Annotated in this window: 21 protein-coding genes; 9 read left to right on the top strand and 12 right to left on the bottom strand. The window is 65.2% G+C overall.

Annotation, left to right across the window (positions count from 1 at the left end):
- Positions 1–13: 13 nt before the first annotated feature.
- Complete coding sequence (locus EN869_RS08405) at positions 14–829, top strand: oxidoreductase (RefSeq protein WP_127225805.1); 816 nt, start codon at positions 14–16, stop codon at positions 827–829.
- 75 nt (positions 830–904) lie between these two features.
- Here EN869_RS08405 and EN869_RS08410 read toward each other — a convergent pair whose 3' ends face one another.
- From EN869_RS08410 to EN869_RS08420, 3 genes are all read right to left on the bottom strand, one after another.
- Entirely contained in the window at positions 905–1,660 is a 756-nt protein-coding gene (locus tag EN869_RS08410) for an SDR family NAD(P)-dependent oxidoreductase (RefSeq protein ID WP_245489391.1), read from the bottom strand.
- 22 nt (positions 1,661–1,682) lie between these two features.
- Positions 1,683–2,453: an SDR family oxidoreductase gene (locus EN869_RS08415; protein WP_127225803.1), complete on the bottom strand. Its 771-nt coding sequence runs from the start codon at positions 2,451–2,453 to the stop codon at positions 1,683–1,685.
- A gap of 107 nt (positions 2,454–2,560) precedes the next feature.
- The gene (locus EN869_RS08420; protein ID WP_127225802.1) at positions 2,561–3,394 is read right to left on the bottom strand and encodes a GNAT family N-acetyltransferase; all 834 of its coding nucleotides are present in this window, start codon (positions 3,392–3,394) and stop codon (positions 2,561–2,563) included.
- 493 nt (positions 3,395–3,887) lie between these two features.
- Between EN869_RS08420 and EN869_RS08425 the strand changes: the two genes are divergently transcribed.
- Together EN869_RS08425 and EN869_RS08430 are read left to right on the top strand one after the other, a co-directional pair.
- Entirely contained in the window at positions 3,888–4,754 is an 867-nt protein-coding gene (locus tag EN869_RS08425) for a hypothetical protein (protein WP_127225801.1), read from the top strand.
- A 120-nt stretch (positions 4,755–4,874) separates the two neighbouring features.
- On the top strand, positions 4,875–5,726 hold the full coding sequence (locus tag EN869_RS08430) for a hypothetical protein (RefSeq protein WP_245489392.1): 852 nt from the start codon (positions 4,875–4,877) through the stop codon (positions 5,724–5,726).
- 14 nt (positions 5,727–5,740) lie between these two features.
- On the opposite strand, the gene EN869_RS08435 is transcribed toward EN869_RS08430, so the two are convergent.
- Positions 5,741–6,943 (bottom strand): ROK family transcriptional regulator, encoded by a 1,203-nt coding sequence (locus EN869_RS08435; protein ID WP_127225799.1) that lies wholly within the window; start codon positions 6,941–6,943, stop codon positions 5,741–5,743.
- A 222-nt stretch (positions 6,944–7,165) separates the two neighbouring features.
- Between EN869_RS08435 and EN869_RS08440 the strand changes: the two genes are divergently transcribed.
- The 6 genes from EN869_RS08440 (at position 7,166) to ugpC (ending at position 13,241) form a co-directional block, all read left to right on the top strand.
- Positions 7,166–8,404 (top strand): extracellular solute-binding protein, encoded by a 1,239-nt coding sequence (locus tag EN869_RS08440; RefSeq protein WP_127225798.1) that lies wholly within the window; start codon positions 7,166–7,168, stop codon positions 8,402–8,404.
- Positions 8,405–8,491: 87 nt separating this feature from the next.
- Entirely contained in the window at positions 8,492–9,376 is an 885-nt protein-coding gene (locus EN869_RS08445) for a sugar ABC transporter permease (RefSeq protein WP_127225797.1), read from the top strand.
- Positions 9,376–10,221, top strand: a complete 846-nt coding sequence (locus EN869_RS08450) for a carbohydrate ABC transporter permease (RefSeq protein ID WP_127225796.1) — start codon at positions 9,376–9,378, stop codon at positions 10,219–10,221. Before EN869_RS08445 ends, EN869_RS08450 begins: the two co-directional genes overlap by 1 nt.
- A gap of 2 nt (positions 10,222–10,223) precedes the next feature.
- Positions 10,224–11,240 carry an SIS domain-containing protein gene (locus EN869_RS08455; RefSeq protein WP_127225997.1) on the top strand — a complete coding sequence of 339 codons (1,017 nt, stop codon included), beginning with the start codon at positions 10,224–10,226 and terminating at the stop codon, positions 11,238–11,240.
- A complete protein-coding gene (locus EN869_RS08460) occupies positions 11,240–12,178 on the top strand; it encodes a PfkB family carbohydrate kinase (RefSeq protein ID WP_127225795.1) in 939 nt (312 codons plus the stop codon). Before EN869_RS08455 ends, EN869_RS08460 begins: the two co-directional genes overlap by 1 nt.
- A complete protein-coding gene (gene ugpC, locus EN869_RS08465; protein WP_127225794.1) occupies positions 12,165–13,241 on the top strand; it encodes a sn-glycerol-3-phosphate ABC transporter ATP-binding protein UgpC in 1,077 nt (358 codons plus the stop codon). Before EN869_RS08460 ends, ugpC begins: the two co-directional genes overlap by 14 nt.
- A 44-nt stretch (positions 13,242–13,285) precedes the next feature.
- On the opposite strand, the gene EN869_RS08470 is transcribed toward ugpC, so the two are convergent.
- The 8 genes from EN869_RS08470 to EN869_RS08505 form a co-directional block, all read right to left on the bottom strand.
- Positions 13,286–14,800 carry an aldehyde dehydrogenase family protein gene (locus EN869_RS08470; protein WP_127225793.1) on the bottom strand — a complete coding sequence of 505 codons (1,515 nt, stop codon included), beginning with the start codon at positions 14,798–14,800 and terminating at the stop codon, positions 13,286–13,288.
- Between the two features lie 329 nt (positions 14,801–15,129).
- The gene (locus tag EN869_RS08475; RefSeq protein WP_127225792.1) at positions 15,130–16,404 is read right to left on the bottom strand and encodes an RNA polymerase sigma factor; all 1,275 of its coding nucleotides are present in this window, start codon (positions 16,402–16,404) and stop codon (positions 15,130–15,132) included.
- Positions 16,401–16,775: a YciI family protein gene (locus EN869_RS08480; protein ID WP_127225791.1), complete on the bottom strand. Its 375-nt coding sequence runs from the start codon at positions 16,773–16,775 to the stop codon at positions 16,401–16,403. The genes EN869_RS08475 and EN869_RS08480 overlap by 4 nt, the downstream gene beginning before the upstream one ends.
- A 111-nt stretch (positions 16,776–16,886) precedes the next feature.
- Positions 16,887–17,978, bottom strand: a complete 1,092-nt coding sequence (locus EN869_RS08485; protein WP_127225790.1) for a DNA topoisomerase IB — start codon at positions 17,976–17,978, stop codon at positions 16,887–16,889.
- 206 nt (positions 17,979–18,184) lie between these two features.
- Positions 18,185–19,054: a glycosyltransferase family 2 protein gene (locus tag EN869_RS08490; RefSeq protein WP_127225789.1), complete on the bottom strand. Its 870-nt coding sequence runs from the start codon at positions 19,052–19,054 to the stop codon at positions 18,185–18,187.
- Between the two features lie 67 nt (positions 19,055–19,121).
- Complete coding sequence (locus tag EN869_RS08495; protein ID WP_127225788.1) at positions 19,122–20,006, bottom strand: transglutaminase family protein; 885 nt, start codon at positions 20,004–20,006, stop codon at positions 19,122–19,124.
- 1 nt (position 20,007) lies between these two features.
- Positions 20,008–22,419, bottom strand: a complete 2,412-nt coding sequence (locus EN869_RS08500; protein ID WP_127225787.1) for a circularly permuted type 2 ATP-grasp protein — start codon at positions 22,417–22,419, stop codon at positions 20,008–20,010.
- Between the two features lie 6 nt (positions 22,420–22,425).
- Positions 22,426–25,779: a transglutaminase family protein gene (locus EN869_RS08505; RefSeq protein WP_127225786.1), complete on the bottom strand. Its 3,354-nt coding sequence runs from the start codon at positions 25,777–25,779 to the stop codon at positions 22,426–22,428.
- Positions 25,780–25,814 lie beyond the last annotated feature (35 nt).

Here is a 25,814-nt window from a genome sequence, read left to right on the forward strand (position 1 = left end):
GAAAGTGATCGCTATGAACAAAATCAATCCTGGCGTCGCAATCGTCACAGGGGCATCCTCCGGCATCGGGCACGTGACGGCCAAGGCCTTGCAGAACGCGGGCTTTCGCGTGTTCGGAACCAGCCGTCGCGCGGTCTCCAAAAAATCCGACGGGATTACGATGCTGACCTGCGACGTGACCGACGACGCGTCGGTGGCGAAGCTGGTCGACGAAGTGCTGGCCCAGGCGGGGCGCATCGACCTGCTTGTCAACAATGCCGGCATGGGCCTGCTTGGCGGCGCGGAGGAATCCTCGACCGCGCAGGCCCAGGCTCTGTTCGACGTGAACGTCTTCGGCGTCATACGGATGATCAACGCTGTGCTGCCGACAATGCGGCGGCAAGGAAACGGCAGAATCGTCAACTTGAGCTCGGTGCAGGGCTTCATCCCAGCTCCTTTTTTCGCGCTTTACTCGTCGACCAAACATGCCATTGAAGGTTATTCCGAATCGCTAGACCACGAACTGCGGCCGTTCGGAATTCGCGTCGCTTTGGTCGAGCCGGCCTATACCCGGACCTCGTTCGAAGACAATCTCGCCAGGCCCGACCAGTTGCTCGATATCTATGACGCCGCGCGCGCCAGCATGACTATAGCCGTGCGAACGGCTATGGAAAAAGGCGACACGCCCGAAGTGGTGGCCAGCACCGTTTTGGCGGCCGCGACTGATCCCACTCCGAAGAGGCGCTATGCGGCGGGAAAAATGGCGCGCCAGGTCAGCTTCCTGCGCCGTTTCGTCCCCGCATCCGCGTTCGACAACAGCCTGCGAAAGCAGCTCGGGCTGCCCATCTGAGACGGCATTGGTTTGCCCACGAAAGGACATCCACCCCGCTACCATTCCCGACATTTCTGGCTTTCGCGCTCGCGCTCATCCCTTGCGTTCCTGCAGGATGTTGCCGCCATCCACAACGAGGATGGCGCCGTTGACGTAGCTCGCCCCGTCGGATGCCAGGAACAACACGGCGGCCGCGACTTCCGCAGGACTGCCGGCGCGGCCGAGCGGCGTGTTGCGGGCGGCGGCGAGTTCCTCCGCCGTTGAGGCGCCGGTCGCGATCCAGCCCGGAGCGACGGCGTTGACGGTGACGCCGCTGCGGCCGACCTCCAGGGCAAGCGCATGCGTCAGCCCGACCATGCCGGCCTTGGCCGCGGAATAGGCGGCCTCGCCTTCGTTGGACACGTAAGGCCCGGTCACCGAGGCCATGTTGACGACGCGGCCATGGCCGCGCCGCACCATACCGGCCAGAAATCCGCGCGTGCTCAAGAATGCGGTCTTCAGGCTGACATCGATGCCGCGGTCCCAGTCGCTTTCGCTGAGATCGACAAATCGCCGCTGCAACGCCGGCTGCGCGACGGTCCCCATCCCGGCATTGTTGACCAGGATGTCGATTTCGCCGGCGTCGAAACGCAGCCGCTCGACATCGCCCGAAAGCGTCAGGTCGGCCACCAGGGCGCGAACATCGAGCCCTTCCGCCCGCAGTTCCTCTGCCCGTTGCTCGACCCGTGCGGACGAAGCGGTGATGACGACCGAAAGGCCGGCCTCGCCCAGCGCCCGCGCCGTCGCGATGCCGATGCCATCGCCGGCGCCCGCGCCGGTCACCAGCGCCTTGCGCGATTTGCCAAACACGATCATCTCCACTCCACGGCGCTCAGTAGCCGGCGCTGACGCCGAAATCGATCGAAAGCGCGGCCCCGGTGATCGGCGCCGCGCCCGGCTGGCAAAGATAGTGGATGAAGGAAGCAATCTCCTCCACCTGGATGAACCTTGCTTTTTCCCCTTGCGGATAGTGCCCCAGGAGCCGGCGCTTGTAGCCGTCGGGATCGTCTCCGCCATAGGTCCTGGCCTGGTATTCGATCATCGGCGTTGCCGTATCGCCGGGACACACCGCGTTGACCCTGATGCCTTGCGGGGCGAGTTCCAGGGCGAGCGCCTTGGTCAGAAGCACCAGCCCGCCCTTCGAAGCGCAATAGACGGATGCCCCGTTGTTGCCGACGATGCCTGCATCTGAGGCGATGTTGACGATCACGCCTTGCGCCGCCGCGAGATGCGGGATGGCCGCCGAGATCAGGAAGAACGCGCCCTTGAGATTGACGTCCAGCACGAGGTCCCACTGGTCTTCCGCGACCTCGTTAGCCGGCCCTTCGAGCCAGACTCCGGCGGCATTGACGAGGATGTCGATCGTGCCGCCCCAGTCCCTGGCCTTGCCCACCACGTCGCGGCAGGCGGCGACGGAGCGGATGTCGAGCGGCAGACCGATTGCGTCCGCCCCGGTCGCGGCAATCGTCGCCACGGCGGCGTCGAGCTTGGGACCGGGAAGATCGGCAAGCGCGATCAGCTCGCCGTCAGCGGCGAAGCGCAGCCCGGTCGCCAGACCCATGCCCCCGGCGCCGCCGGCAATCAGAACCGTCCTGCCAGCCATTCGACAACCTCCACGAAACGCAGTTAGGCAAAGGCAACCACGTCATTGGGCCATGTCGCATGGACCAGCCAGGCAAAACAATGATCTCAGCGCGTCGGTCGCCGCGTTCACCCCAGCTCGAGCGTCGTGATGCCGAAGACCATCGACAGGGTGTTGCCGGGCCTGCCGCCCTTGTACATGCGTGTCGTCGCAAAACCTGGAACCATGCCGGCGGCCTGGAGCATGGCGGTGAACGCAACCTGGCCGGCTGGCACGTCGATATGGAGTGCCTCATCGCCGGTCCTGTCCGACAGGCTCGCCAACAATGCCAAGGCCGACTCCGTCCCGTTTGCGAACAGCGGCCCGACCTTGAAACCTTCCCTGCACCGGCGCGCCACGCCGTAGCCGGCAAAGCCGGTTGATCCTCCCAGGAGCAGCGCGATCCTTGGCTGCCGCAGCCACTCGTGAAGGAAGGTTTCCCGCGGCACCGGAAAGCACTGGCTGTCGTAAGCGAATAGCCCGGCCATGTCGGGGGCCGTCACCGGCCGTATGTCGCCGCCGCCAGGCAATCCGGCAGGGCGGCCGCTGTGCCGAACGGTCTCATAGGCAGGCTGGAAACCCATGCGCTGGTAGTTGGCCCGCTGCTCGGCCACGCCATCGAGACCGACGATGCGGTTGCCGAGGCGCGCCATGCCGGCGTCCCAGACCGCTTTGCCATGGCCTTGGCCGCGCCGGTCGGGCCGGCAGATATAGAGGCCGATGAAGCCGAAATCCGGGCCATAGGCGACGGCTGAAATGCCGGCCACCATCTCGCCGCCGACAAAGGCGCCGATGAACCCTTCCGGATCGGCCATCCGCAAAGCGGCTGCATCACCGAGCCCTGGATTCCACCCCTCCTCCGCCGCCCAGTCGACAAGCGTTTCGACCTCACTGGCCGTCAGTGTCCGGATCGTTCTTGGCATCGTCTCATTCGGGCTGCTGGCATTGCCTTGGCAAGAAACCTCAAGCCGTCAGGATAGGCCGCCGCCTGCAGAACGCAAAGTCCTACGGAAGAGCTTCCGCGCCCTATTGACCGGCGCCGGCCTGTTCGGCCGACGCCCGCCCATATGGCTCACGCAGTCACTCTTTATCCGGGACGGAAATCCGGGCGCAAAGCGTTGCCACCGCCGATGCGCGCATCGGGCGCCAGACCCTGTCCTTGTTTCTTCTTTTCCGGGAAAGCGCTCCCCGCAGCCCCGATGGCGCGAACCCTGTGCCCGCTCGGCAATTCAGCGCAAGGTTGCGGACCGATTATTATTGGGACGGGTTTTGCGAACCGGTGCAGAGAGTTAGCTAGGAACGCAGCACCTCACCTGGCATGATCGTTCGTTGTTCCAATAGGCAACTGGACACAACCAGCGAAGATTGGGAATCTTCATTTGTCGTTGCGTGGAATCGCATGGAGTACCGCAGGAAATGCCGCTGAGTGCCGCAGAGATCGTCCGTCATCCGGCAGCGCTTCGCAGTGTGCAGGAACAGTCGCGCGCGCTCATCCATGTCTACGAAACGACCCCGCGGCTGGCCGCCGTCTTCGCCACCCAGCAGCGCTGGCTGCTCGCTCATGTCGGCCTGGCTCTGCATTTCCGGCGCGATCCCAACGATCGCCGCACCGAAATGACGATGGCGCGTTTCATCGAGGTCGTGCGACGCCATTCCGTGGCCAGCCGCAATACCGCCGAAGCCTTCGTCAAGGAGATGCTGCACTACAACATCGCCGAATATATTTCGGCCAGCGGTGATGGCCGCGCCCATCCCTTGCGGGTCACGGAGGGTACCGTCCAGACCTTCACCAGCTGGATCTATGCGCATCTGAGAACGCTCGACCATATTGATGGCGGAAACCGGCTTGAAACCTTCCTCGAGCGACCCGAGATGCTGCCCGCCCTGCAGCCCCTCATTGCCGACGGATTGCTGGCCAGCGACGGCGTGCGTGAACCTGGGCAGACTTTTTCATTGTTTATCTGGCTAAATAACGGCGGCATCGTCATGGACTGGCTGATGTCCGGCATCGATCCCGACGACATCCATCTCGACAGGATACCGACCGGCGTCATCTCAGTGAGTGAATTCGCGCACTGGCTGAAGCTCTCGCGCACCCACCTGGCGCGGAAGCTCCAGGATGCCGAGGCACTCGGCAGCATCGGCTGGGTCGGCCAGCGCGGCCATTCCGTGATGTGGGTCTCACGGCAGTTCTTCGACGAATACATGGCCGTCCAGGCAGCCAAGCTGGCTATCGTCGACGCGGCTTTCGCAGCCTGCATCTCAGCACCGCAAGGCCGCTGACCATAAGAACCCGGCGCGGCCTCCGCGCAAAACCCGCCCCACGGTGGCGGGCGCCGGCCAAAACTGCTATCCGCAACTTGCGAGACTACAGCATCTTTGGGTGGAAGCTGGGAGGGTGCTTTGACTTACGAGGACATTGCCGGTCACCCGGCACTGCATGCTTGTGTGCGCGCGCAAGCCATGGCGATGCAGCACGCCTATGAGGGAAATCCGCGGGCATCCTCGGTCTTTGCCACCCAGCAACGCTGGCTGATGGCCCATATCGGTCTTGCCTTGTATTTTCGCAGGGATCCCAGCGACTACCGGAAGGAACTGACGGCGGCGCGTTTTGTCGACGTCACCGTCCAGCACGCGGTGGCCAGCCGAAACACCGCCCATGCCTTCATCAAGGAAATGCAGCACTATAATTTCATCGAGGCCGGGCCGGCCGGCGAGGACGGCCGCATTCGTCCCCTGCACCTGCCCGCCATGACCTTGGAGCCGTTGATCGGCTGGATTCACATGCATCTCAGCACGCTTGATGCTCTTGACGGCGCGAACCGGTTGGAAACATTCCAGGCAAAGCCGCAGATGCTGGCCAAGTTGCAGCCGTTGATCGCGGACGGCCTGATTTCCTCCGTGCCGGTGCGTGAGCCGCAACAAACCTTTTCTCTGTTCACCTGGCTCAACAATGGCGGCGTCGTCATGGACTGGCTGATCGCCGGCGTCGACCCCCTGAATGCCGGTCAGGAGCGCATCCCGACCGGCGTGCTGTCGATCGGCGACTTCGCCAAATGGCTGAAACTGTCGCGCACCCACCTTGCGCGCAAACTGCGCGACGCCGAGGCGCTCGGCAGCGTCGGCTGGCTCGGGCAGCGCGGTCATTCCGTCATGTGGATCTCGAAGGAATTCTACGGCGAATACGTCACCGCGCAGGCGGTCAAGCTTGCCATCATCGACGCGGCCTTCGCCGCCAGCATGACGGTCAGCTGAACGTATCCGCTTTACTATCCGGCCTTCAGGATGGCGGAAAAGCGCGGATCGAAGGCCCGGCTGATCGGCTCGGCCGCTGCGCCCACGGCGATCGCCCAGGGATCGGTGCTGCCAAGCTGCAGCCGCGGCAGGCGCCTCACGGGGCGGTCAGCGATCGACGGCAGCAGCGGATGCATGGCCTGAAGCAGAAGCCTGGCCAACGCCTCGGGCGCGCTGCTGGTGAGGATGACGGTCTGCGGATCGAAGATCGTCTCGATTAGATGCACGCTCCAGCGCAGATCGGACGCAGCTCTTTCGACCCAGCCCAAGACCCTCGGGTCTTGCGCAAGCGCCAGCGCGCCGAGCTTCTCGTAAAGCCCCCTCTCGGCGGGGTCGAGGCCGAGATGCTGGTAGAGCGAGGCGAGCGAGGCGCGGTGCTCCAACGGCGTCGAGCCGGGGCCGGCCGGCGACAGCAGCGCCCTGCCGATCTCGCCGGCATTGCCGTTGCCGCCATTGTAAAGCTCGCCGTTCAGGATCAGCCCGGCGGCGATGCCGTAGCCGATATAAAGGCAGACCGCGTGATCGACGCCATGCGCGGCGCCGACGATGCGCTCCGCCGTGGCGCAGGCGGCGGCGTCGTTCTGCAGCCCGACATTCAGTCCGGTGCCGGCGGCAAGCGTCTCGAGCAGCGGGAATTGCTGCCAGGCGGGCATCATCCATTTGTCGTCGGATTCCTTCAGACCGAACGGCCCCGGCATGGCGACGCCAAGGCCGACCAGCCGCCGTTCGGACTGCGCGGAAATGCCGGCCAGTTCGCGCCTGACATCCGCGACGAGACCGAGGATGGTCTGGACGCCGGGAGACGGTTCATCGAGCGGCAGGTTGGCCTCGGCGCGTGCCATGACGTTGCCGACCAGATCGACCACCACCACCCGTGCCAAATGCCGGTCGATCTGCAGCCCGATGGCGAAGGCGCCTTCCGGCACCAGCCGATAGGGCGTGAAAGGCTGGCCCCTGCCCTTGCGCACTGCATCCAGCGCCACGACCAGGCCGTCCCGCTCGAGATCGTCGATGATGTTGGAAACCGCCTGCTTGGTCAGCTGCGTCGCGCGCGCCAGGTCGGCGCGCGACAGCGCGCCGTTGAGCCGCAGCGCCTCGATCATGACGCGGCGGTTATGCGCGCTGGTACCCTCCTGGTTGGTGCCGCTTTTGGCACGGATAGGGTTGATGTCGTGCACCGTCGTTTCCCCTCTTGACTCCATTAAAGGATTGATCGACTAATTAAGTCAAGCGAATTGACTTAATGGTGACGTTCGGACGGTTTCGAGAAAAAGACGGCATGGCTCAAAGCCGTCGCCGCCCCACCGTTCCGGCAGATCCGGTCACGCGCGGTACACATTCGAGGAAGCGGTACAGCCTCTGCCGCCTGCTCGCAGCTGTCGAAAATGGGAGAAAGACAAATGCTGAAAACGATTGGTAAGACACTTCTGGGCGCGGTGTTCGTTGGCGGACTGTTCGTCCCGCAGGCTTTCGCCGAGACCACATTGAACGCGCTCTTCATGGCGCAGGCCGCCTATAGCGAGGCGGATGTGCGCGCCATGACCGAGGCCTTCACCAAGGCCAATCCGGACATCAAGGTGAACCTCGAATTCGTTCCCTATGAAGGCTTGCACGACAAGACCGTGCTCGCTCAAGGGTCGGGCGGCGGCTACGACGTGGTGCTGTTCGACGTCATCTGGCCGGCCGAATATGCGACCAACAAAGTGCTGGTCGACGTCTCGTCGAAGATCACCGATGACATGAAGAAGGGCGTGCTGCCGGGCGCCTGGACCACCGTCCAGTATGACGGCAAATACTACGGCATGCCGTGGATCCTCGACACCAAATATCTGTTCTACAACAAGGAGATCCTGGAAAAGGCAGGCATCAAGGCGCCGCCGAAGACCTGGGAAGAGCTTGGCGAACAGGCCAAGATCATCCAGGACAAGGGCTTGCTGAAGACGCCGATCGCCTGGAGCTGGGCGCAGGCCGAAGCCGTGATCTGCGACTACACCACGCTGGTCAGCGCCTATGGCGGCGACTTCCTCAAGGACGGCAAGCCAGACTTCCAGAATGGCGGCGGCGCATCGGCGCTGAAATACATGGTCGACAGCTACAAGTCCGGCCTCACCAATCCGAACTCCAAGGAATTCCTCGAAGAGGACGTCCGCAAGGTGTTCGAGAACGGCGACGCCGCCTTCGCGCTCAACTGGACCTATATGTACAACATGGCCAACGATCCGAAGGATTCGAAGGTCGCCGGCAAGGTCGGTGTCGTGCCGGCGCCGGGCGTTGCCGGCACCAGCGAGGTCTCCGCCGTCAACGGCTCGATGGGCCTCGGCGTCACCGCCGTCTCGAAGCATCCGGACGAGGCCTGGAAGTACATCGAGTTCATGACCTCGCAGGCGACGCAGAACCAATATGCCAAGCTCTCGCTGCCGATATGGGCCTCGTCTTACGACGACCCGGCCGTCACCAAGGGCCAGGAGGAGCTGATCGCCACCGCCAAGCTCGGCCTCGCCGCAATGTATCCGCGCCCGACCACGCCGAAATACCAGCAACTCTCGACCGCCCTGCAGCAGGCCATCCAGGAATCGCTGCTCGGCCGGACGACGCCGGAAGACGCGCTGAAGACGGCCGCGCAGAACAGCGGCCTCTGATCTGACGTTCCTCGACGCGGGCGGCCTCATCGGAAGAGTGCCGCCCGTGCTGTTTCTGACCGGATGAAGGAAGAGAGGCGCCTCGGGATGTCAGGCACCTGGATGACGACGCGCGCGTGGCTTTTGATGCTGCCGCTTCTGGTGATCATGGTCGCCGTCATCGGCTGGCCATTGGTCGACACCGTCAGGCTTTCCTTCACCGACGCCCAGCTGGTCGGCACGGCGGGCAATTACGTCGGCTTCGACAACTACACGAACATGCTGACCAGCTCGAACTTCAGCCGCACGCTTATCACCACCACCTGGTTCGCGGTCGTCTCGGTCGCCGCCGAGATGGTGATCGGCGTGCTGGCGGCGCTGCTGCTCAACCAGGAATTCCGCGGCCGCGCGATACTGCGCGGGCTGATGATCCTGCCCTGGGCGCTGCCCACCGTCGTGAACGCGACGCTGTGGCGGCTGATCTACAATCCCGAATATGGCGCGCTGAACGCGGCGCTGACGCAGCTCCATCTCATCGACGACTACCGCTCCTGGCTGGGCGAACCCGGAACGGCACTTGCGGCGCTGATCGTCGCCGACTGCTGGAAGAATTTCCCCCTGGTTGCGCTGATCGCGCTTGCTGCCCTGCAGACGGTGCCGCGAGACATCACCGCTGCGGCACTGGTCGACGGCGCCGGCCCCTTCAACCGCTTTCGCTTCGTCATCCTGCCCTATCTCGCTGGCCCGCTGATGGTGGCGCTGGTGCTGCGCACCATCGAGGCCTTCAAGGTCTTCGACATCATCTGGGTAATGACCCGCGGCGGTCCGGCCAACAGCACACGCTCGCTGTCGATCCTGGTTTACCAGGAGGCCTTTTCCTTTCAGCGTGCCGGCTCGGGCGCCTCGCTGGCGCTGATCGTCACTTTGCTCGTCACCGTGCTCGCCGTTGCCTATGCGACGCTGGTGAGGAAGACCGCGGGGAGCGCCGCCTGATGGAACGCAAGAACCCGGTCTTCACCGCCTTCGTCTATCTCTGTGCCATCCTGCTTGCCGCCGTCATCCTGGCACCGCTTGCCTGGCTTTTCGTCATGAGCATATCGCCCGCCGCCGATCTTGCCGCCAAGCCGCTGCGCTGGTGGCCGCAAGCGGCCGACTTCTCCCGTTACGCGCAGCTTCTGTCTAGGGCCGAGAACAGCGCCGGCGCCGCCTTCACATCATCGCTGCGCAACAGCCTGGAGGTCGCCGGCATGGCGACGCTTGCCGCGATCCTGCTTGCCGTGCCGGCGGGCTGGGCGGTCTCGCGCACGCCTTCGGTCGGCTGGTCGTTGTCGATGGTGATCGCTACCTACATGCTGCCGCCCGTGGCGCTCTCTGTGCCGCTCTATATGGGCCTGTCCAATCTCGGCCTGCTCAACAACGTCTTTGGTCTGGCGCTGATCTATCTGACGATCCTCGCGCCCTTCACCACCTGGCTGATGAAATCGGGATTCGATTCCATCCCACGCGAGATCGAGGCCGCGGCGATGATCGATGGGGCCGGCCTGTTGCAGACCTGGCGCATCATCACCTTGCCGCTGGCCGCGCCCGTGGTGGCGACATCGGCGCTGTTTGCCGTGCTGCTGGCCTGGGACGAGTTCTTCTACGCCCTGCTTTTCACCTCGGACCAGCGGGCAAAGACGCTGACGGTCGCGATCGCCGATCTCGCCGGCGGCCGCGTCTCCGACTACGGACTGATCGCCACCGCCGGTGTGCTCGCGGCCTTGCCGCCGGTGCTGATCGGCCTCGTCATGCAACGCGCGCTGATCTCGGGCCTCACCAGCGGCGGCGTGAAAGGATAATGATGACTGAAGAGAAGAAACGCCCGGCAGGCCTCATCGCGATCGACCGCGAGATGTCGCGCCAGCATGAGGATGCGCTTGCCTCGTTCGCCAGCAATCAGGAGGTGGCAGCCAGGGTCGCCGCCTCGATCAGGCGCAACGGCCGGCTCGTCCTGCTCGGCATGGGTGCCTCGCATGCCGTCGCCCGCGCCGTCGAGCCGCTCTATCGCGCGCACGGCATCGATGCCATCGCGCTGCCGCTGTCGGAACAGCTTGGACAGAAGCTGCCGCTGGCCGGCAAGACCGTGATTGTAACTTCGCAGTCCGGCGAAAGTGCTGAGGTGTTGCGCTGGTTCGCCGAGACTGGCGATCGCACGGGGACCTTCGGCCTGACGCTGGAGGCCGGCTCTTTCCTCGGGCGCACGGTGCCCTGCCTCGTCGGCGCCGGCGGCACCGAGCTCGCCTTTGCCGCGACCCGCAGCCTGACCGTGACCTTCGCCCTGCATCTCGCCATCCTGGCCGCGCTTGGCGACGATCCCGCAGCGGCGCTGGCCGCGCTCAAGACTCCGGAAACGGTTGAGATCGATCCGGCGCTTGCAGCTCTCGGCAATGTGGCGACCGTGGTCACGTCGGGTCGCAGCCTGCAAGGCGTCGCCGAAGCGTTGGCGCTCGGCCTCACCGAACTGTCGCGCCTGCCTTGTTTTTCTCTCGAAGGCGGGCAGCTGCGCCATGGGCCGATGGAGATGCTCGGGCCGAAGATCGGCGTCGTCCTCTTTCGCGGCAAGGACGCGACCGCCGATCTCGTCACCGCGATGGCCCTGTCCGTCGTCGAAGCCGGCGCGCCGCTGATCGTCTTCGACGCCTCGGGCATGCCGCCGGTTGCGGGCGCCGTTACATTGAGGTTCAAGCCTGCCTCCGGGCTGGCAGCGGTCTTTGCCATGTTGCCGGTGGCGCAGCGCCTGATGATCGCCTTCGCCGACAGCCGCGTCGAGAATGCCGGAACGCCGGTGCGCACCACCAAGATCACGCGGAGCGAATGATGCGGCCGCTTGCGGTGATCGGCAACGTCAATGTCGACCTGATCGTCGGCCCGGTCGCGCCCTGGCCGAAGGCGGGCACCGAGACCGTCGTCGACCACGACGACCTGCGCGTCGGCGGCCAGGCCGGCAACACGGCGCTGGCCTGGCGGGCGTTGGGCATCGACTTCGAGATTGCCGCCAATCTCGGCGACGACCAGTTCGGCCGTTGGCTGCGCGAGGCGTTCGGGCACCGCGCGCAGAAATGGCCGGTTCGTCCCGAAGGCACGACACTGTCGGTCGGCATGACCCATCCCGATGGCGAGCGCACCTTCTTCACCACGCGCGGCCACTTGCCCCGCTTCAGCCTGGACGACGTGCTTTCGGTGCTCGACGGTGACCGGCTTGCCGGCGGCTATGCGCTGCTCAGCGGTTCCTTTCTCACCGACGACCTCACCCGCGACTACGGCGCGTTTTTCGACTGGGCCGAAGCGCATCGGATATCCGTCGCGCTCGACACCGGCTGGCCGATCGAAGGCTGGACCGAGACGAACTGCGCGGCGGCGCGTGGTTGGCTGTCGCACTGCGAGCTGGCCCTGTTCAACGAGGTCGAGACGACGACATTGGCCGGCCTGGCAAACCCGGCGGAAGCGGCGCGCAGGATCCGCGGCGGCATGAAGGCAGGGGCGACGGTCGTCGTCAAGCGGGGACCGGGCGGCGCGATCGCCATCGGCGCCGGCGGCGAACTCATTGAAGTGCCGGCGCCCAGCGTCACAGTCGTCGATACGATCGGCGCCGGCGACGTCTTCAACGCCGCCTTTCTGGCCGCGCTGGCTCAGGGCCGGCCGCTGAAGAACTGTCTGGCCGCCGCCATCAAGGTGGCGTCGCGCGCCATCTCAACCTTGCCCCGCGACTATGGCGGGCCGATCCAATTCGAGGATGCCGACCATGAGCGCGCTTGAAATCCGCGATGTCCGCAAGACTTACGGCAGCGTGGAGACGCTGAAAGGCATCGACATCGCGCTCGAGAACGGCGAGTTCCTGGTGCTGCTCGGCTCGTCCGGCTGCGGCAAGTCCACCTTGCTGAACATTATCGCGGGTCTCGCCGAGGCGACCAGCGGCGACGTTCTGATCGGCGGCCGGTCGGTGCTGGGCGTGCATCCGAAGAACCGCGACATCGCCATGGTCTTCCAGTCCTACGCGCTCTATCCGAACCTCACCGTCAGCCGCAACATCGGCTTTGGCCTGGAGATGCGCAAGGTTGCCGCCGCCGAGCGCGACAAGGCGGTGCGCGAAGCGGCGAAGCTCCTGCAGATCGAGAACCTGCTCGACCGAAAGCCCGGCCAGCTGTCCGGCGGCCAGCGCCAGCGCGTCGCCATCGGCCGGGCGCTGGTGCGCAAGCCGCAGGTCTTCCTATTCGACGAGCCGCTCTCCAATCTCGACGCCAAGCTGCGCCTGGAAATGCGCACCGAATTGAAGCGCCTGCATGAGATGCTGCGCACCACGGTCGTCTACGTCACCCACGACCAGATCGAGGCGATGACGCTGGCGACCCGCATCGCCGTCATGCGCGACGGCCGCATCGAGCAACTCGGCACACCGCAAGAAATCTACAACCACCCGGCGACGCTCTATGTCGCCGGCTTCGTTGGCGCCCCGGCGATGAACATGCTGGACGCCACCGTCGAGGACGGCAAGCTCGCCATCGCCGGCACGGACGCGCGGCTGGCCCTGCCGGACCGCTACGCCAACGTCGTCCGCGACGGTGCTTCGGTCGCGGCCGGGATCAGGCCCGAAGTGCTCCGCCTTGGGCCGGGCAGCGACGCCGACTTGTCGCTGCCCGTCGAGATCGACGTCGTCGAATTGACGGGACCGGAACAAGTCACGACTGCCCGGATCGGCGCGCAAAAGCTGACGGCGACCCTGCCACCGCAAGCCCGGATCGCGAAGGGGCAGCCATGCGCTTTCGTCTTCGACGCGGACGCGCTTCGTCTGTTCGATCCCGTGACCGGCAAGGCTTTCTGATGGAGCGGTATCAGGCGCCACGGTCGCGGCGCCTGCGCCTGTCCTCAGTCGATGTCGAACGACACGCCTTGCGCGAGCGGCAGCGCCTTGGAGAAGTTCACCGTGTTGGTGGCCCGGCGCATATAGGCCTTCCAGGCGTCCGAGCCGCTCTCGCGGCCGCCGCCCGTCTCCTTCTCGCCACCGAACGCCCCGCCGATCTCGGCGCCCGAAGTGCCGATATTGACGTTAGCGATACCGCAATCCGAGCCGTCGACACCGAGGAAGCGTTCCGATTCCTGCAAGTCGCGGGTGAAGATCGACGACGACAGGCCGGCGCCGACCGCGTTGTGCAGTTCGAGCGCCTCGTCGAAATCGGAATATTTCATCACATAGAGGATCGGCGCGAAGGTTTCTTCCGTCACCGGTGAAACCTGCTTGGGCATCTCGACCAGCGCCGGATGCACATAGTAGGCATCCGGATGGCCGTTCTCGACGCGCGTGCCGCCGGTCACCTTGCCGCCATGCGCCTCGGCTTCCTTCAGCGCCTTCTGCATACCGTCGAAGGCGGCCTTGTCGATCAGCGGACCGACCAGCGCCTTGCCTTCCAGCGGATTGCCGACCGAAACGGTCTGATAGGCCTTCTTCAGCCGCGGCAGCAGCGCGTCATAGACGCTGTCATGCACGAACAGGCGCCTCAGCGTCGTGCAGCGCTGGCCGGCGGTGCCCATGGCGCCGAAGGCGATGGCGCGCAGCGCCATGTCGAGATCGGCGGTGGGCGTCACGATGCCGGCATTGTTGCCGCCGAGCTCAAGCACCGCGCGGGCAAAGCGCTTGGCAAGCCTGGGACCGACCTCGCGGCCCATGCGGGTCGAGCCGGTGGCCGAGACCAGCGGCACCTTCGGATGGTCGACGAGCACCTCGCCGGCGACACGGTCGCCGATCAGCACCTGCAGCAGGCCGTCCGGCGCATCAGCGCCGAAGCGCTTTGCGGCGCGCTTGAAGATCGCCTCGCAGGCAAGCGCCGTCAGTGGCGTCTTTTCCGACGGCTTCCACACCACCGTATCGCCGCAAACGAAAGCGAGCGCCGCGTTCCACGACCAAACCGCGACCGGGAAGTTGAAGGCCGAGATGACACCGACGACGCCGAGCGGATGCCAGGTCTCCATCATGCGGTGTCCGGGACGCTCGGTTGCGATGGTGAGACCATACAATTGCCGGGAGAGGCCGACCGCGAAATCGCAGATGTCGATCATTTCCTGGACTTCGCCCAGACCCTCGGACGGGATCTTGCCGACCTCGATCGACACCAGCCGGCCGAGCTCATCCTTATGCGCGCGCAGTTCTTCGCCTAACAGCCGCACCAGTTCACCGCGCTTCGGGCCCGGCACCAGGCGCCAGGCCTGGAAGGCCTTGTGCGCGGCATCGATGGCCTTGCCCGCGTCGGCGGCCGAGATCGACTTGAGCGCCGCGATCTCTTCGCCCGTCACCGGGCTGCGCACGACGAGGTCGCCGCCGGAAAGCGCCTCCTTGGCGACGCCGAGTTTCTCAAGAAGTGAAGCCGTTTCCTTCGCTAATGTCATTTTTATCCCTTTCAGGTCCCGCCTCTCACAGGGTGGGAATGGAGCCATGCGCCATCTCTTTGGCGTGCCGTCGGGCACGCCTGGGCACTTTGATGGCGTGGCATTACTCGTTTCAGGGAAAAACCGCCACCCCGGCATGGTCCAAGGCCGGGTCGCGAAATTGGGCCAGATGCGCAAGCTAAGGCCAAGCCGTGTTGAAATTCAGGTCAGGCTGAGTCGAAGATGGTGGATTCCGAGAACCGGAGCGGAGCGTACTTAAAGTACGTGAGCACCGGAAGGCGCAGGAAGCCGCCATTTGCAGGCCAGCCTCACCTGAATCTCAACACGCCTCACCGAGCCTTCTGGAAAGAGGACTTCTCGGCGCTCTCCTTGATCAGCCGGTCGATATGCATGCGGATATGCGCCGCTTCCGCCGCGGTGTTAGCCAGTGCGATCGCGCGGTCGAAGGCGACACGCGCCTCCTCGTTGCGGCCAAGCTGCATCAAGAGCCCGCCCCTCAGCCCGAAGAAGTGGAAATAGCCCGAAAGCCGCTCTTCCAGCGGCTCGATCATTGCGAGTGCGGCTTCTGGGCCGCGCACCTTGCTCACCGCGACTGCGCGGTTCAGCGTCACCACCGGCGACGGCTGCATCTGCTCCAACAGGCCGTAAAGCAGGTCGATCTCGGTCCAGTCGGTGTCCTCGGCGACAGCCGCCCGCGCATGCAGCGCGGCAATTGCCGCCTGCACCTGGTAAGGGCCGGGCTTGCGGTGGCGCAGCGCCTTGTCGACCAGTGCGAGGCCTTCGTCGATCATCTTGCGGCTCCACAGCGAACGGTCCTGGTCCTCGAGCAGGACGATCTCGCCATTCTCGTCGAAACGCGCCGGCGCGCGTGCATGCTGCAGCAGAAGCAGTGCGGTCAACCCCATGATCTCCGGCTCGGCCTGGAACAGCCTGAGCAGCAGGCGCGCAAGGCGGATCGCTTCCTCGCAAAGCGGCGCCCGGGCCGGCGCCTCGCCGCCATTGCTCGAATAGCCTTCGTTGAAGATCAGATAGACCATCGCGGCGACAGCGGCGAGCCGCTCCGAGCGCTCGACGGCACCCGGCGTCTCGAACGGCACGCCGGCATCGGCGATGCGTGCCTTGGCGCGGGTGATGCGCTGCTCCATGGCGCTTTCGCCGACCAGGAAAGCCCGCGCGATCTGCTTGACGGTGAGGCCGGAAACGATGCGCAGCGCCACCGCGATCTGCTGTGTTGCCGGCAGATCCGGATGGCAGCAGATGAACAGGAGCCGCAGGATATCGTCGCGGTAATGCTCGCCGTCGAGCCGCTCGGCCATGTCGCTCTCGGCGTCTTCCAGATCGGAGATCTGGTCCTCTTCCGGCATCGCCGCCTGCTTGGCGCGCTTGCGCACGGCATCGATGCCGCTGTTGCGGCCGACGAAGATCAGCCAAGCCGCCGGATCGCGCGGCGGCCCGTTCTTCGGCCAGTTCTTGAGTGCCCTCAGGCATGCGTCCTGGAAAGCCTCTTCCGCGGCGTCGAGGTCGCGGAAGTAGCGCAGCAGCGCGCCCATCGCCTGCGGACGGGCGTTGCTGATCGCCGTGCTTATCCAGGCAAGGTCCGTCATACCGCGACCTTTGTCGGATTGAAGACCGAGACCGGCCGGATCTCATAGGAGCCGCCGCTCGGATTGACCTCGGAAAGCTCGCGGGCGAATTCAACGGCCTCGTCGAGGTGGCGGCATTCGAGCGTGTAGAAGCCTAGGAACTGCTCCTTGGTCTCGGCGAACGGGCCGTCGAGCACGACCGCTTCGCCCTTGACCTTTCTCAGGGTCGTCGCGGCAGTCGTCGGCAGAAGGCGCGCCACCGGGCCGAGCCGGCCGGCCTTGGCGTATTTGTCCTGGACATTGAGGAGCTTCGCCATGACCTCGTCATCCTGTTCCTTGCTCCACGAGCAAACAACGTCTTCGGAGGCGTAGCAGAGGATGGCGTAGAGCATGGCAGGTCCTTTCCGTATCAAAGGACGCGACACTAGGACCCTTCCCGACACGAGGTCGATAAAAAAATTTAGCTGCCGATCACGGACTTGGCTGTCTCTCCGACCCGACCGTCAGGCGCCATGCGCCTGCAGCCATCTGAGCACCAGCGTTTCTTCCTCATCGAGGCCGGATATCAGGCGTTTACGCTTGTTGGCCTCAGCCATTTCGTCAAGCAGGCGCCCTTCGCTCCAAGCCTCGAACACCAGCGGGTGGATGTAGCATTTGCGGCAGACGGCACGTGTATTGCCCAGCCGCTCGGCGACCTTGTCGACGATGCCGTTGATCACCCGCTTTTGCTGCGTCTTGCTGTCCGGTAGCTCGGTCCGCGCTAACAGCGACGCCGCATGGATGGTGCCGCCCCAGGTGCGAAAATGCTTGGAGCTGAATTCCGCCCCCGAAGCCTGGCGAATGTAGCGGTTGACGTCCTCCGAACGCACCGGCTGCCGGGCGCCATCCTCGTCCAGATATTGGAACAGTTTCTGCCCGGGCAGATCCTGGGCGCCGCGCACGATCTTGGCGATGCGCCGATCGGCCAGCTTCAGCTTCCATTCCTTGCCCGACTTGCCCTTGAAGGCGAAGCGCAGGCTGGAGCCGGTGATCTCGACATGACGGTCGCGCAGCGTGGTCAGCCCGAAACTCTTGTTGTCCTTTGCGTAGGCAGCGTTGCCGATGCGGATCATGGTGTTGTCGAGCAGCCAGACCACCGAGGCGACGACGCGCTCCAGCGGCAGCCCGTGCCGGCGCAGGTCGGCATCGATCTGCCGCCTGACCGCGGGCAGGCTTTCCGCGAAGGCGACGAGGCTGGAATATTTGACGCCGTCGCGCTCTTCGGTCCATTGCGGATGGTAACGGTACTGCTTGCGGCCGCGCTGGTCCCTGCCGGTTGCCTGGATATGGCCGTCCGGATCGGGCGAGATCCACACATCCGTCCAGGCCGGCGGAATGACAATCGCCCTGATGCGCGCAAACGTCGCTTCGTCGACGGCTTTGCCGTCGGGTCCCAGATAGGCGAATCCCGCGCCTTTCCGCAATCTGCGGATGCCGGGATCGGCATCGCTGACATAGTTGAGCGACGTGCTGTCGGCCGAGCTGCGAGCGCCGTTCCTCCGGGTTTCCTCGGCCCGCGCCGAACGGTCCGATGACGCTTGTGAATGCTGTAACATGCCGGCTCCGCGAAATGATCCGTAGATAAAGGCGCGCGCCGGTGACTTGTTCCAGAAGGGCGTCAGCCCTGGTGGTCGAGCGATAAATCCGCCATCCAGAGCCCGTCGTCGGCATGGGCGGGAAAGTAGCCTCCTACCGCTGTCCCAGAGCCTAAAGCCGATGTCGTCGGGAAACCAGGCGACGGCGAGGTCCGGCCTCTCGGCCATCAGGCGCGTTGCGGTTGGGCGGCCGGCGCCGAGAACCGACGCCGTAGCGAGATCTTCAATCGATAGCGTATGCAACGCCAGACGTCCGCGGCCGCCCGTGGCGCGGCCTCGGCCACCGTAAGGAATCTTGCCGCCTTGTCGAAATCGCCGCGCGCGTAATGAACGCGCGCGATCTTCAAGGCGACGAGGCCTTCCCTGATCTTGAGCGACCGCTCCGCGATGCCGCAGGACCCGAGCCGGCGCAGCGCCAAGCGCCATTCCAGAAAGCGCGCGGCGGATCTGACCATGAAACGATCGTCGGAGCGCTCCGCCGACACAAAATAGATGAATATGGGTTGGGTCACGATCGCAAGCGAAGCCCTGGCCATCACGCGCGCCCAGAACAGGGTGTCCTCGTCATAGGCAAGACCGGTCGCAAATCTTGTCTCGCCTATGAGCCGCCTCGACACCAACGCGCTGCCGACCGCGATCGACCGTATCCGTCCTTCGATATAGGCGCACGCATTGGCCGGTCCGCTTGCCGTGTAGCCGCCCGGCAGCTTGGTCGACCGCTCCCCGCCATCGACCCTGCGGCGGTAAGCGCCGACAGCCATGTCGGCCCCGGGTTGCGCCTTGGTGGCGGTCGCCAGCAACATACGCAAGCCGCCTTCCAGATGAAGGTCGTCGGCGTCGATCATGTAGATCCAGGGAAAGCGGGCTTGCTCCAGCGCCAGATTCCTGGAGCCGCCGGCGTCGCGGCAGTTCGACTTGATCACGCGCAGCGGCAAGGCAAGCCGCAACGCCGCTTCCACGGCGACGGCAGCGGTGTCGTCGGACGATGAATCGTCGACTAGAAGCACCTCGCCGATAACCGCTTTTTCCGACGCCAATCCCTATGCTCACGATATCGGTCGCGCCCGTGCTTGAGAAGCATCTATCCGGCGATCGGGATTGCCGTCACACTTTTTCCATGGCGACCGGAATGACGTCGACCGCCTGCTCGCCGACCTGGCCGCCGGTGGTCTTCAGCACGCCGACGATCGGCGCCACGTCGGAATAGTCGCGGCCATAGCCGACGGTGATATGGTCGTTGCTCGCCCGCATGCCGTTTGTCGGGTCGAATTCCTGCCAGCCGGCATCGCGCCCGCACCAGGCCTTCACCCAGGCATGCATGGCGTCCGCGCCTTCGAGCCTCGGCTTGCCCTTCGGCGGAATGGTGCGCAGGAAGCCGCTGACATAGCCCGCCGGAATGCCCAGCCCACGCAGGCCGGCGATCATGATATGGGAAAAATCCTGGCAGACGCCGCGCTTCAGCGCGAAGGCGTCGCTCGCCCGCGTCTGCACGGTCGTCGCCTTGCCGTCATAGGTGAAATCGCGATGGATGCGGTTGCAGAGATTAACGGCCGTGGCCACCGTCGAGCCGGCCAGGCTTTCCCGCGCATAGGCGGTGATCGCGGCATCGATGCCGACATGATCGCTGGCAGCGAGGAAATGATGCGGCGCGGACGGCGACAGGGAGCGGACCGAGCCGAGTTCCTCTTTGAGCCGCTGCAAATCTGGCGAAACGTCAAGCCCGGGTTCCGGACGCGACACCGACACACGCGCGCTCATCTTGATATCGAGGCCGTCATGGACATCGCGGAAGGCGATCGCGGTGACGTTGTTGCCGAAGAAATCGGAAAAATCCGTGCGCTCAGACGGGTTTGGCACGAAAGACAGCGAGGCGACCACGACGCGCTGCACGCCCGCAATCGTCGGCGGCAGCACCCGCACCTGATGCCGGCTACCACCGGCCGCGGCGTCATAGTCGTAGCTGAGGTGAAGCCTGATATCGTACAGCATGCTAACCAAAATAGGCTTTGGCGAGGCTGTTGTAGAGATTGCCGATCTCGGTCGCGAGATCATCCAGCACATCCGCCGTCATGTCCGATGGTTCCCTCACTGCGATTGCAGTGTTGAGCTGCAGGATTTCCTTGGCAGCGGGCGACATATGCCCCTCGCCACCGATCGAGGGCAGCATGCCGATCTCGGTTTTCAGCCGCTCGAGCTGGAACAGGACCGAACGCGGATTGAGCGGGTCGAGCGCCAGCAGGTCGATGACCGTGCGGCGCCCGGCCTGCACCGGATATTGCCGGCGGTGGGTCATGACGCTGTCGCCGATTTCCAGCATCATGTCGAGCGCGCCTTCCGGCGCCCCCTTCCTGGTCAGCCGGCTGAGCGTGCCCGCGATCTGGATGCCACGTTCCAGCCTGCGGCCGATCTCCAGGAACCGCCAGCCGGTGAAGCGATACATGTTCTCGTGCAGCAGGCCGGAGAAGCCGGCGAGTTTGCGCAAAAGGACAGTCATCGCCCGTGTCGCATCATCTCCGGGCGCGACCGTCTGCCCGAACTTGTGAACGGTCTTCGAAAGATCCTTGAGCGCCAGCCAGCCGTCGGGCGAAAAGCGGTCGCGTATCTGGCCGGCGCTGTAGACGGCGCTATCCAAGGTGCCGATCAATCCCAGCGGAATGGCTTGGTCCACCTCGATGCCGAACGGCTCCAGGTAGTCCCTGATATCGGCAAGCAGCGGCATATCCGGATCGGACGTCTCGGCAAGCCGTACGTGATAGGCGCGCAGCACGCGCACCGTGTCTTCCGAACGCTCTATATAGCGCCCGAGCCACGTCAGGTTCTCGGCCGCGCGGCTGGGCAGGCTGCCCGGCATGGTGCGGGTGAAACCCTCATGCTCCTGCGGCAGCAGCGTCTCGCGCTCGACCGGCCGGTCGCTGACCACCCAGACATCCGCCGCCTGGCCACCGCGCTGCATGGCGATCGCCGTCGGGTCGAGCGAGAAGCCGACACGGGCGAAACCGCCGGGCATTACCGCCCAGCCTTCCGGCGTGCGCGCCAGATAGACGCGCAGGCTGGCGGGTCGCGGCTCCAGCCGGCCGTCGACGAACACAGGGGTGGTCGACAGCGTCACCGCCTCCTGGCCGACGAAACCGGCGCCGTCCGCCTCGATCCGCGCGACGAGCTCGGCCCGCTCGCCAGCCGAGAGGGACGATCCGAGCCGGGTCGCGCCGTCATCCTCGAAGGCAAGCCTGGTCGACAGCGCCGGGCCGACGACCATGTGGTCTATGTTGGCCAGCACATGGGCGCGCTCGGCCTCCTGCCCGCACCACCAGGTGGCGATGCTCGGCAGCTTGAGACCATCGCCTTGCAGTTCCCGCGCGATCCTCGGCAGGAATGACAGCAGCGCCCGCGTTTCCATCAGCCCTGAGCCAAGCGCATTGACCGCCGACACCGTGCCGCGCCGGATCGCCTCGACCAGCCCCGGCGTGCCGATCTGCGATTCGGGCCTCAACTCCAGCGGATCGGCAAAGGCGGCATCGAGCCGCCGCCACAACACGCCGATCGGCACCAGGCCCGAAACCGTGCGCACCATCAGCCTGCCGCCGGAGACCGTCAGATCCTCGCCCTCCAGCAGCATGATGCCAAGATAGCGGGCGATATAAGCGTGCTCGTAATAGGTCTCGTTGAGCGGTCCCGGCGTCAGGATGGCGACGCGGCCGCCTGACTCCTTTGCCATGCCGTTCAGCGCATCGCGGAAGCGGCGGAAGAAGCCGGCAAGGCGATGCACATGCATCTCGCCATAGATGTCGGACAGCGCGCGCGTGGTGGCGACGCGGTTCTCAAGCGCAAAGCCTGCGCCCGACGGCGCCTGGGTGCGATCGCCCAGCACCCACCAACCACCGTCCGGGCCACGGCCGAGCTCGAAGGCGATCATGTGCAGAAAATGACCATTGGCGGGCCGGACGCCGGCGACCGGGCGCAGATATTCGGGGCTCGCCGCGATCAGCCCGGCCGGCAGGATGCCCTTCTCGATCAGCCGGTTCGGTCCATAGATATCGGCAAGGATCGCCTCGAACAGATCGGCGCGCTGCACCAGCCCGGCGCTGATCTCGGTCCATTCCTTCTCGTCGATGAGCAGCGGGACATGCGCCAGCGGCCATTCGCGCTCGTTGGCGCCAGCCTGTTCGTAGACGCGATAATAGACGCCGGCATCGCGCAGATACTGGTCGGCGCGGGCAAAACGCTGGCCAAGCCGCTCCGCTCCTAATCCGTCGAGCGCATCGATGAAGGAGCGCCAGGCCGGACGCGGGCTGCCCGACGCGTCGACCATTTCGTCCACGACGCCTTCGATCGGCCGGTAGCGTTCCAGCAGGCTCTGCGCCCGCGGCCTGCCGCCTGCCCGTTTCTGATTCCCCTTGGCCATTGTCGATCAGAGTCTCGCCGGCCGCCTGAGGTCAAGGGTCATCGGGAACTCTTCAGAGACTTCTTCGTCACGCAGCACATAGCCGCCCGGCGTATGGCCGCGCGGCTCGAAGCGGGCGAGGCGACGCGCCTCCGCCTCGTTGCCGTTGACCGGGAAGGTGTCGTAGTTGCGGCCCCCCGGATGCGCGACATGGTAGACGCAGCCGCCGACCGAGCGACCCGACCAGCGGTCATAGATGTCGAAGACCAGCGGCGTGTTGACCGGCAGGGCCGGATGCAGGCCGGAGGCCGGCTGCCAGGCCTTGAAGCGCACCCCGGCCACCGCGACCTCGCGGTTGTCGGTGATCTTCATCGGCACGATGCGGCCGTTGCAGACGATGGCGTGGCGCTCCGGATTGAGGCCCTCGGTCCGCACCTGCAGCCGCTCGACCGAGGAATCGACGAACCGGACAGTACCGCCGATGGCGCCCTGCTCCCCCATCACATGCCAGGGCTCCAGCGCCTGCCTGAGCTCCAGCTTGACGCCGGCATGCTGAACCTCGCCGCAGAACGGGAAGCGGAATTCGAGCTGGGCGGCGAACCATTCGGGGCGGAAGTCGAAGCCGTTGAGCTTCAAGTCGTCCAGTACGTCGAGGAAATCCGCCCAGACATAGTGCGGCAGCATGAAACGGTCATGCAGTGAGGTACCCCAGCGCACGAAGCGGCCATCGAGCGGATTCTTCCAGGTGCGGGCGATGATGGCGCGCACCAGCAATTGTTGCGCGAGGCTCATACGCGCATTGGGCGGCATTTCGAAGCCGCGGAACTCGACCAGCCCCAGCCTGCCGGTTGGCCCATCCGGAGAGAACAATTTGTCGATGCAGATTTCCGAACGGTGCGTGTTGCCGGTCACGTCGGTCAGGAGATTGCGGAACAACCGGTCGACCAGCCACGGCAAGGGTGCCGCGCCCTTGCCCGGATGCGGCACCTGCGCCAGCGCGATCTCCAGCTCATAAAGTGAATCGTGCCGCGCCTCGTCGAAGCGCGGCGCCTGGCTGGTCGGACCGATGAACAGGCCGGAAAACAGGTAGGACAGCGACGGATGCCGCTGCCATTGCAGCACCAGGCTCTTCAACAGGTCGGGCCGGCGCAGGAACGGGCTGTCATTCGGCGTCGCGCCGCCGACCACCACGTGGTTGCCGCCGCCGGTGCCGGTGTGGCGGCCGTCGATCATGAATTTGTCGGTGCCCAGCCGCGACTGCCTGGCTTCCTCGTAGATCGCCGTGGTGGTGGCGACGCATTCCTGCCAGCTGGCGGCCGGGTGGATGTTCACCTCGATGACGCCCGGATCCGGCGCCACGCGAATGACGTTGAGGCGCGGGTCGTGCGGCGGAGCGTAGCCCTCGATATGCACCGGCAGGCCGATCGCCTTGGCGGCGTTCTCCGCCGCCGCCACCAGTTCGAGATAATCCTCAAGCGCCTCGACCGGCGGCATGAACACGCACAGCCGGCCGTCACGCGGCTCGACGGTGAGCGCGGTCCGCACTGCCCCCCCGATCTCGGTCAGTTGCTGCTCGACGCGGTCCTGCTGGGCGGCGGCCGCCGTAAAGGAGGCCTCCGTCTGGCGCCGCGCCATCTCATCGGCACCGCCGGACTCAGCCGTGCCAGGCAGGATTTCGGCGCGCGTCGGCAGCGGGCCACGCGGCACGGAGGGGTCTACCGGCACGATGTAAGGGAATTGCGCCGGCGGCACGTAGGGCAGCGCGCCGAGCGGCAGGCGATAGCCGACCGGGGAATCGCCGGGCACCAGGAACAACCTCCCGCGCCGCGTCTTCCATTTCTCCGAGCGCCAGCGCTGCCCTGTGGCCTGGCTGTTCCAGCGCTGCACCGGCAGCACATAGCCGGACGGCTTGGTCAGCCCGCGCTCGAAGACGCGCGCCATGCGGCTGCGCTCTTCCGGGTCTTCCAGCTTGGAATTGGAAGGATCGACATTGTCCGGCAGCTTGCCTTCCTTGAGCAGCCATTCGCCCGGATCTTCATAGGCTTCGCTGACCATTTCCTTGTCGATGCCCAACTCGCCCGCGATCGCCTTGAGCAGGCTCTCGGCCTGCTCCGGTCCGATGGCCGCCTTGCCCGTCTCTCGCGCGATCAGCGACGGATCGCGCCAGACCGGCTCGCCATCGGTGCGCCAGTAGAGCGAGAAGGTCCAGCGCGGCAGGCTCTCGCCCGGATACCATTTGCCCTGGCCGTAATGCAGGAAACCGCCCGGCGCGAAGCGTTCGCGCAGCCGGCGGATCAGTTGGTCCGCCTTGTCGCGCTTGGTCGGGCCGACGGCCGCTGTGTTCCACTCGGCGGATTCGAAATCGTCGATCGACACGAAGGTCGGCTCGCCGCCCATGGTGAGGCGAACATCTCCGTCCACAAGCGCCGCATCAACCTTGTTGCCCAGCGCATCGAGCGCTTCCCAGCTCTCGTCGGAAAAGGGCTTGGTGATGCGCGGATGCTCGGCGATCCGGTCAACGCGCATGTCGAAGCCGAAATCGACATTGGCGAAGCTCGCCATGCCGGAGATCGGCGCCGCATTGCGGAAGTGCGGCGTCGCGGCGAGCGGCACATGGCTTTCGCCGGTGAGCAGGCCGGAGGTCGGGTCGAAACCGATCCAGCCGGCGCCGGGAATATAGACCTCGCACCACGCATGCAGGTCGGTGAAATCGACCGAGGTTCCAGGCGGTCCGTCGAGCGAAACCAGATCCGGCTTCAGCTGGATCAGATAACCGGAGACGAAACGCGCGGCGATGCCGAGATTCCTGAGGATCTGCACCAACAGCCAGCTCGAATCCCGGCACGAGCCCTTCGCCGCGGCGAGCGTCTCTTCCGGCGAATAGACGCCGGTTTCCATGCGCACGATGTAAGCGATCTCGCGTTGCAGCCGCGCATTGAGGTCGACCAGGAAATTGACGGTGTTCGTCGGGCTGCGGTCGATGCTTTCGAGGAATTTCGACAGAAGAGGCCCGGCCGGTTCCGGCGTGCGGTAGATGGCGAGGTCTTCCCTGATCTCCTCGGGATAATCGAACGGGAAGGTTTCGGCGCTTTCCTCGACGAAGAAATCGAATGGGTTGTAGACGGTCATGTCGGCGACGAGGTCGACCTCGATCTTCAATTCCGTCACCGGCTCCGGGAAGACGAAGCGGGCGAGGAAGTTGCCGTAAGGGTCTTGCTGTAGATTGACGAAGTGGTTCTTCGGCTCGACCTTCAGCGAATGGCTGAGCACCTTGGTGCGCGAATGCGGTGCCGGCTGCAGCCTGATCACCTGGGGACCAAGCACCACCGGCCGGTCGTATTTGTAATGGGTCAGGTGATGGACGGCTGCCAGAATTGCCATGGTACCCCGGAGTTCGGCGTTTCAATCCGCCGAAC

The sequence above is a fragment of the Mesorhizobium sp. M2D.F.Ca.ET.226.01.1.1 genome (assembly GCF_004022705.2).
Taxonomy (GTDB): domain Bacteria; phylum Pseudomonadota; class Alphaproteobacteria; order Rhizobiales; family Rhizobiaceae; genus Mesorhizobium.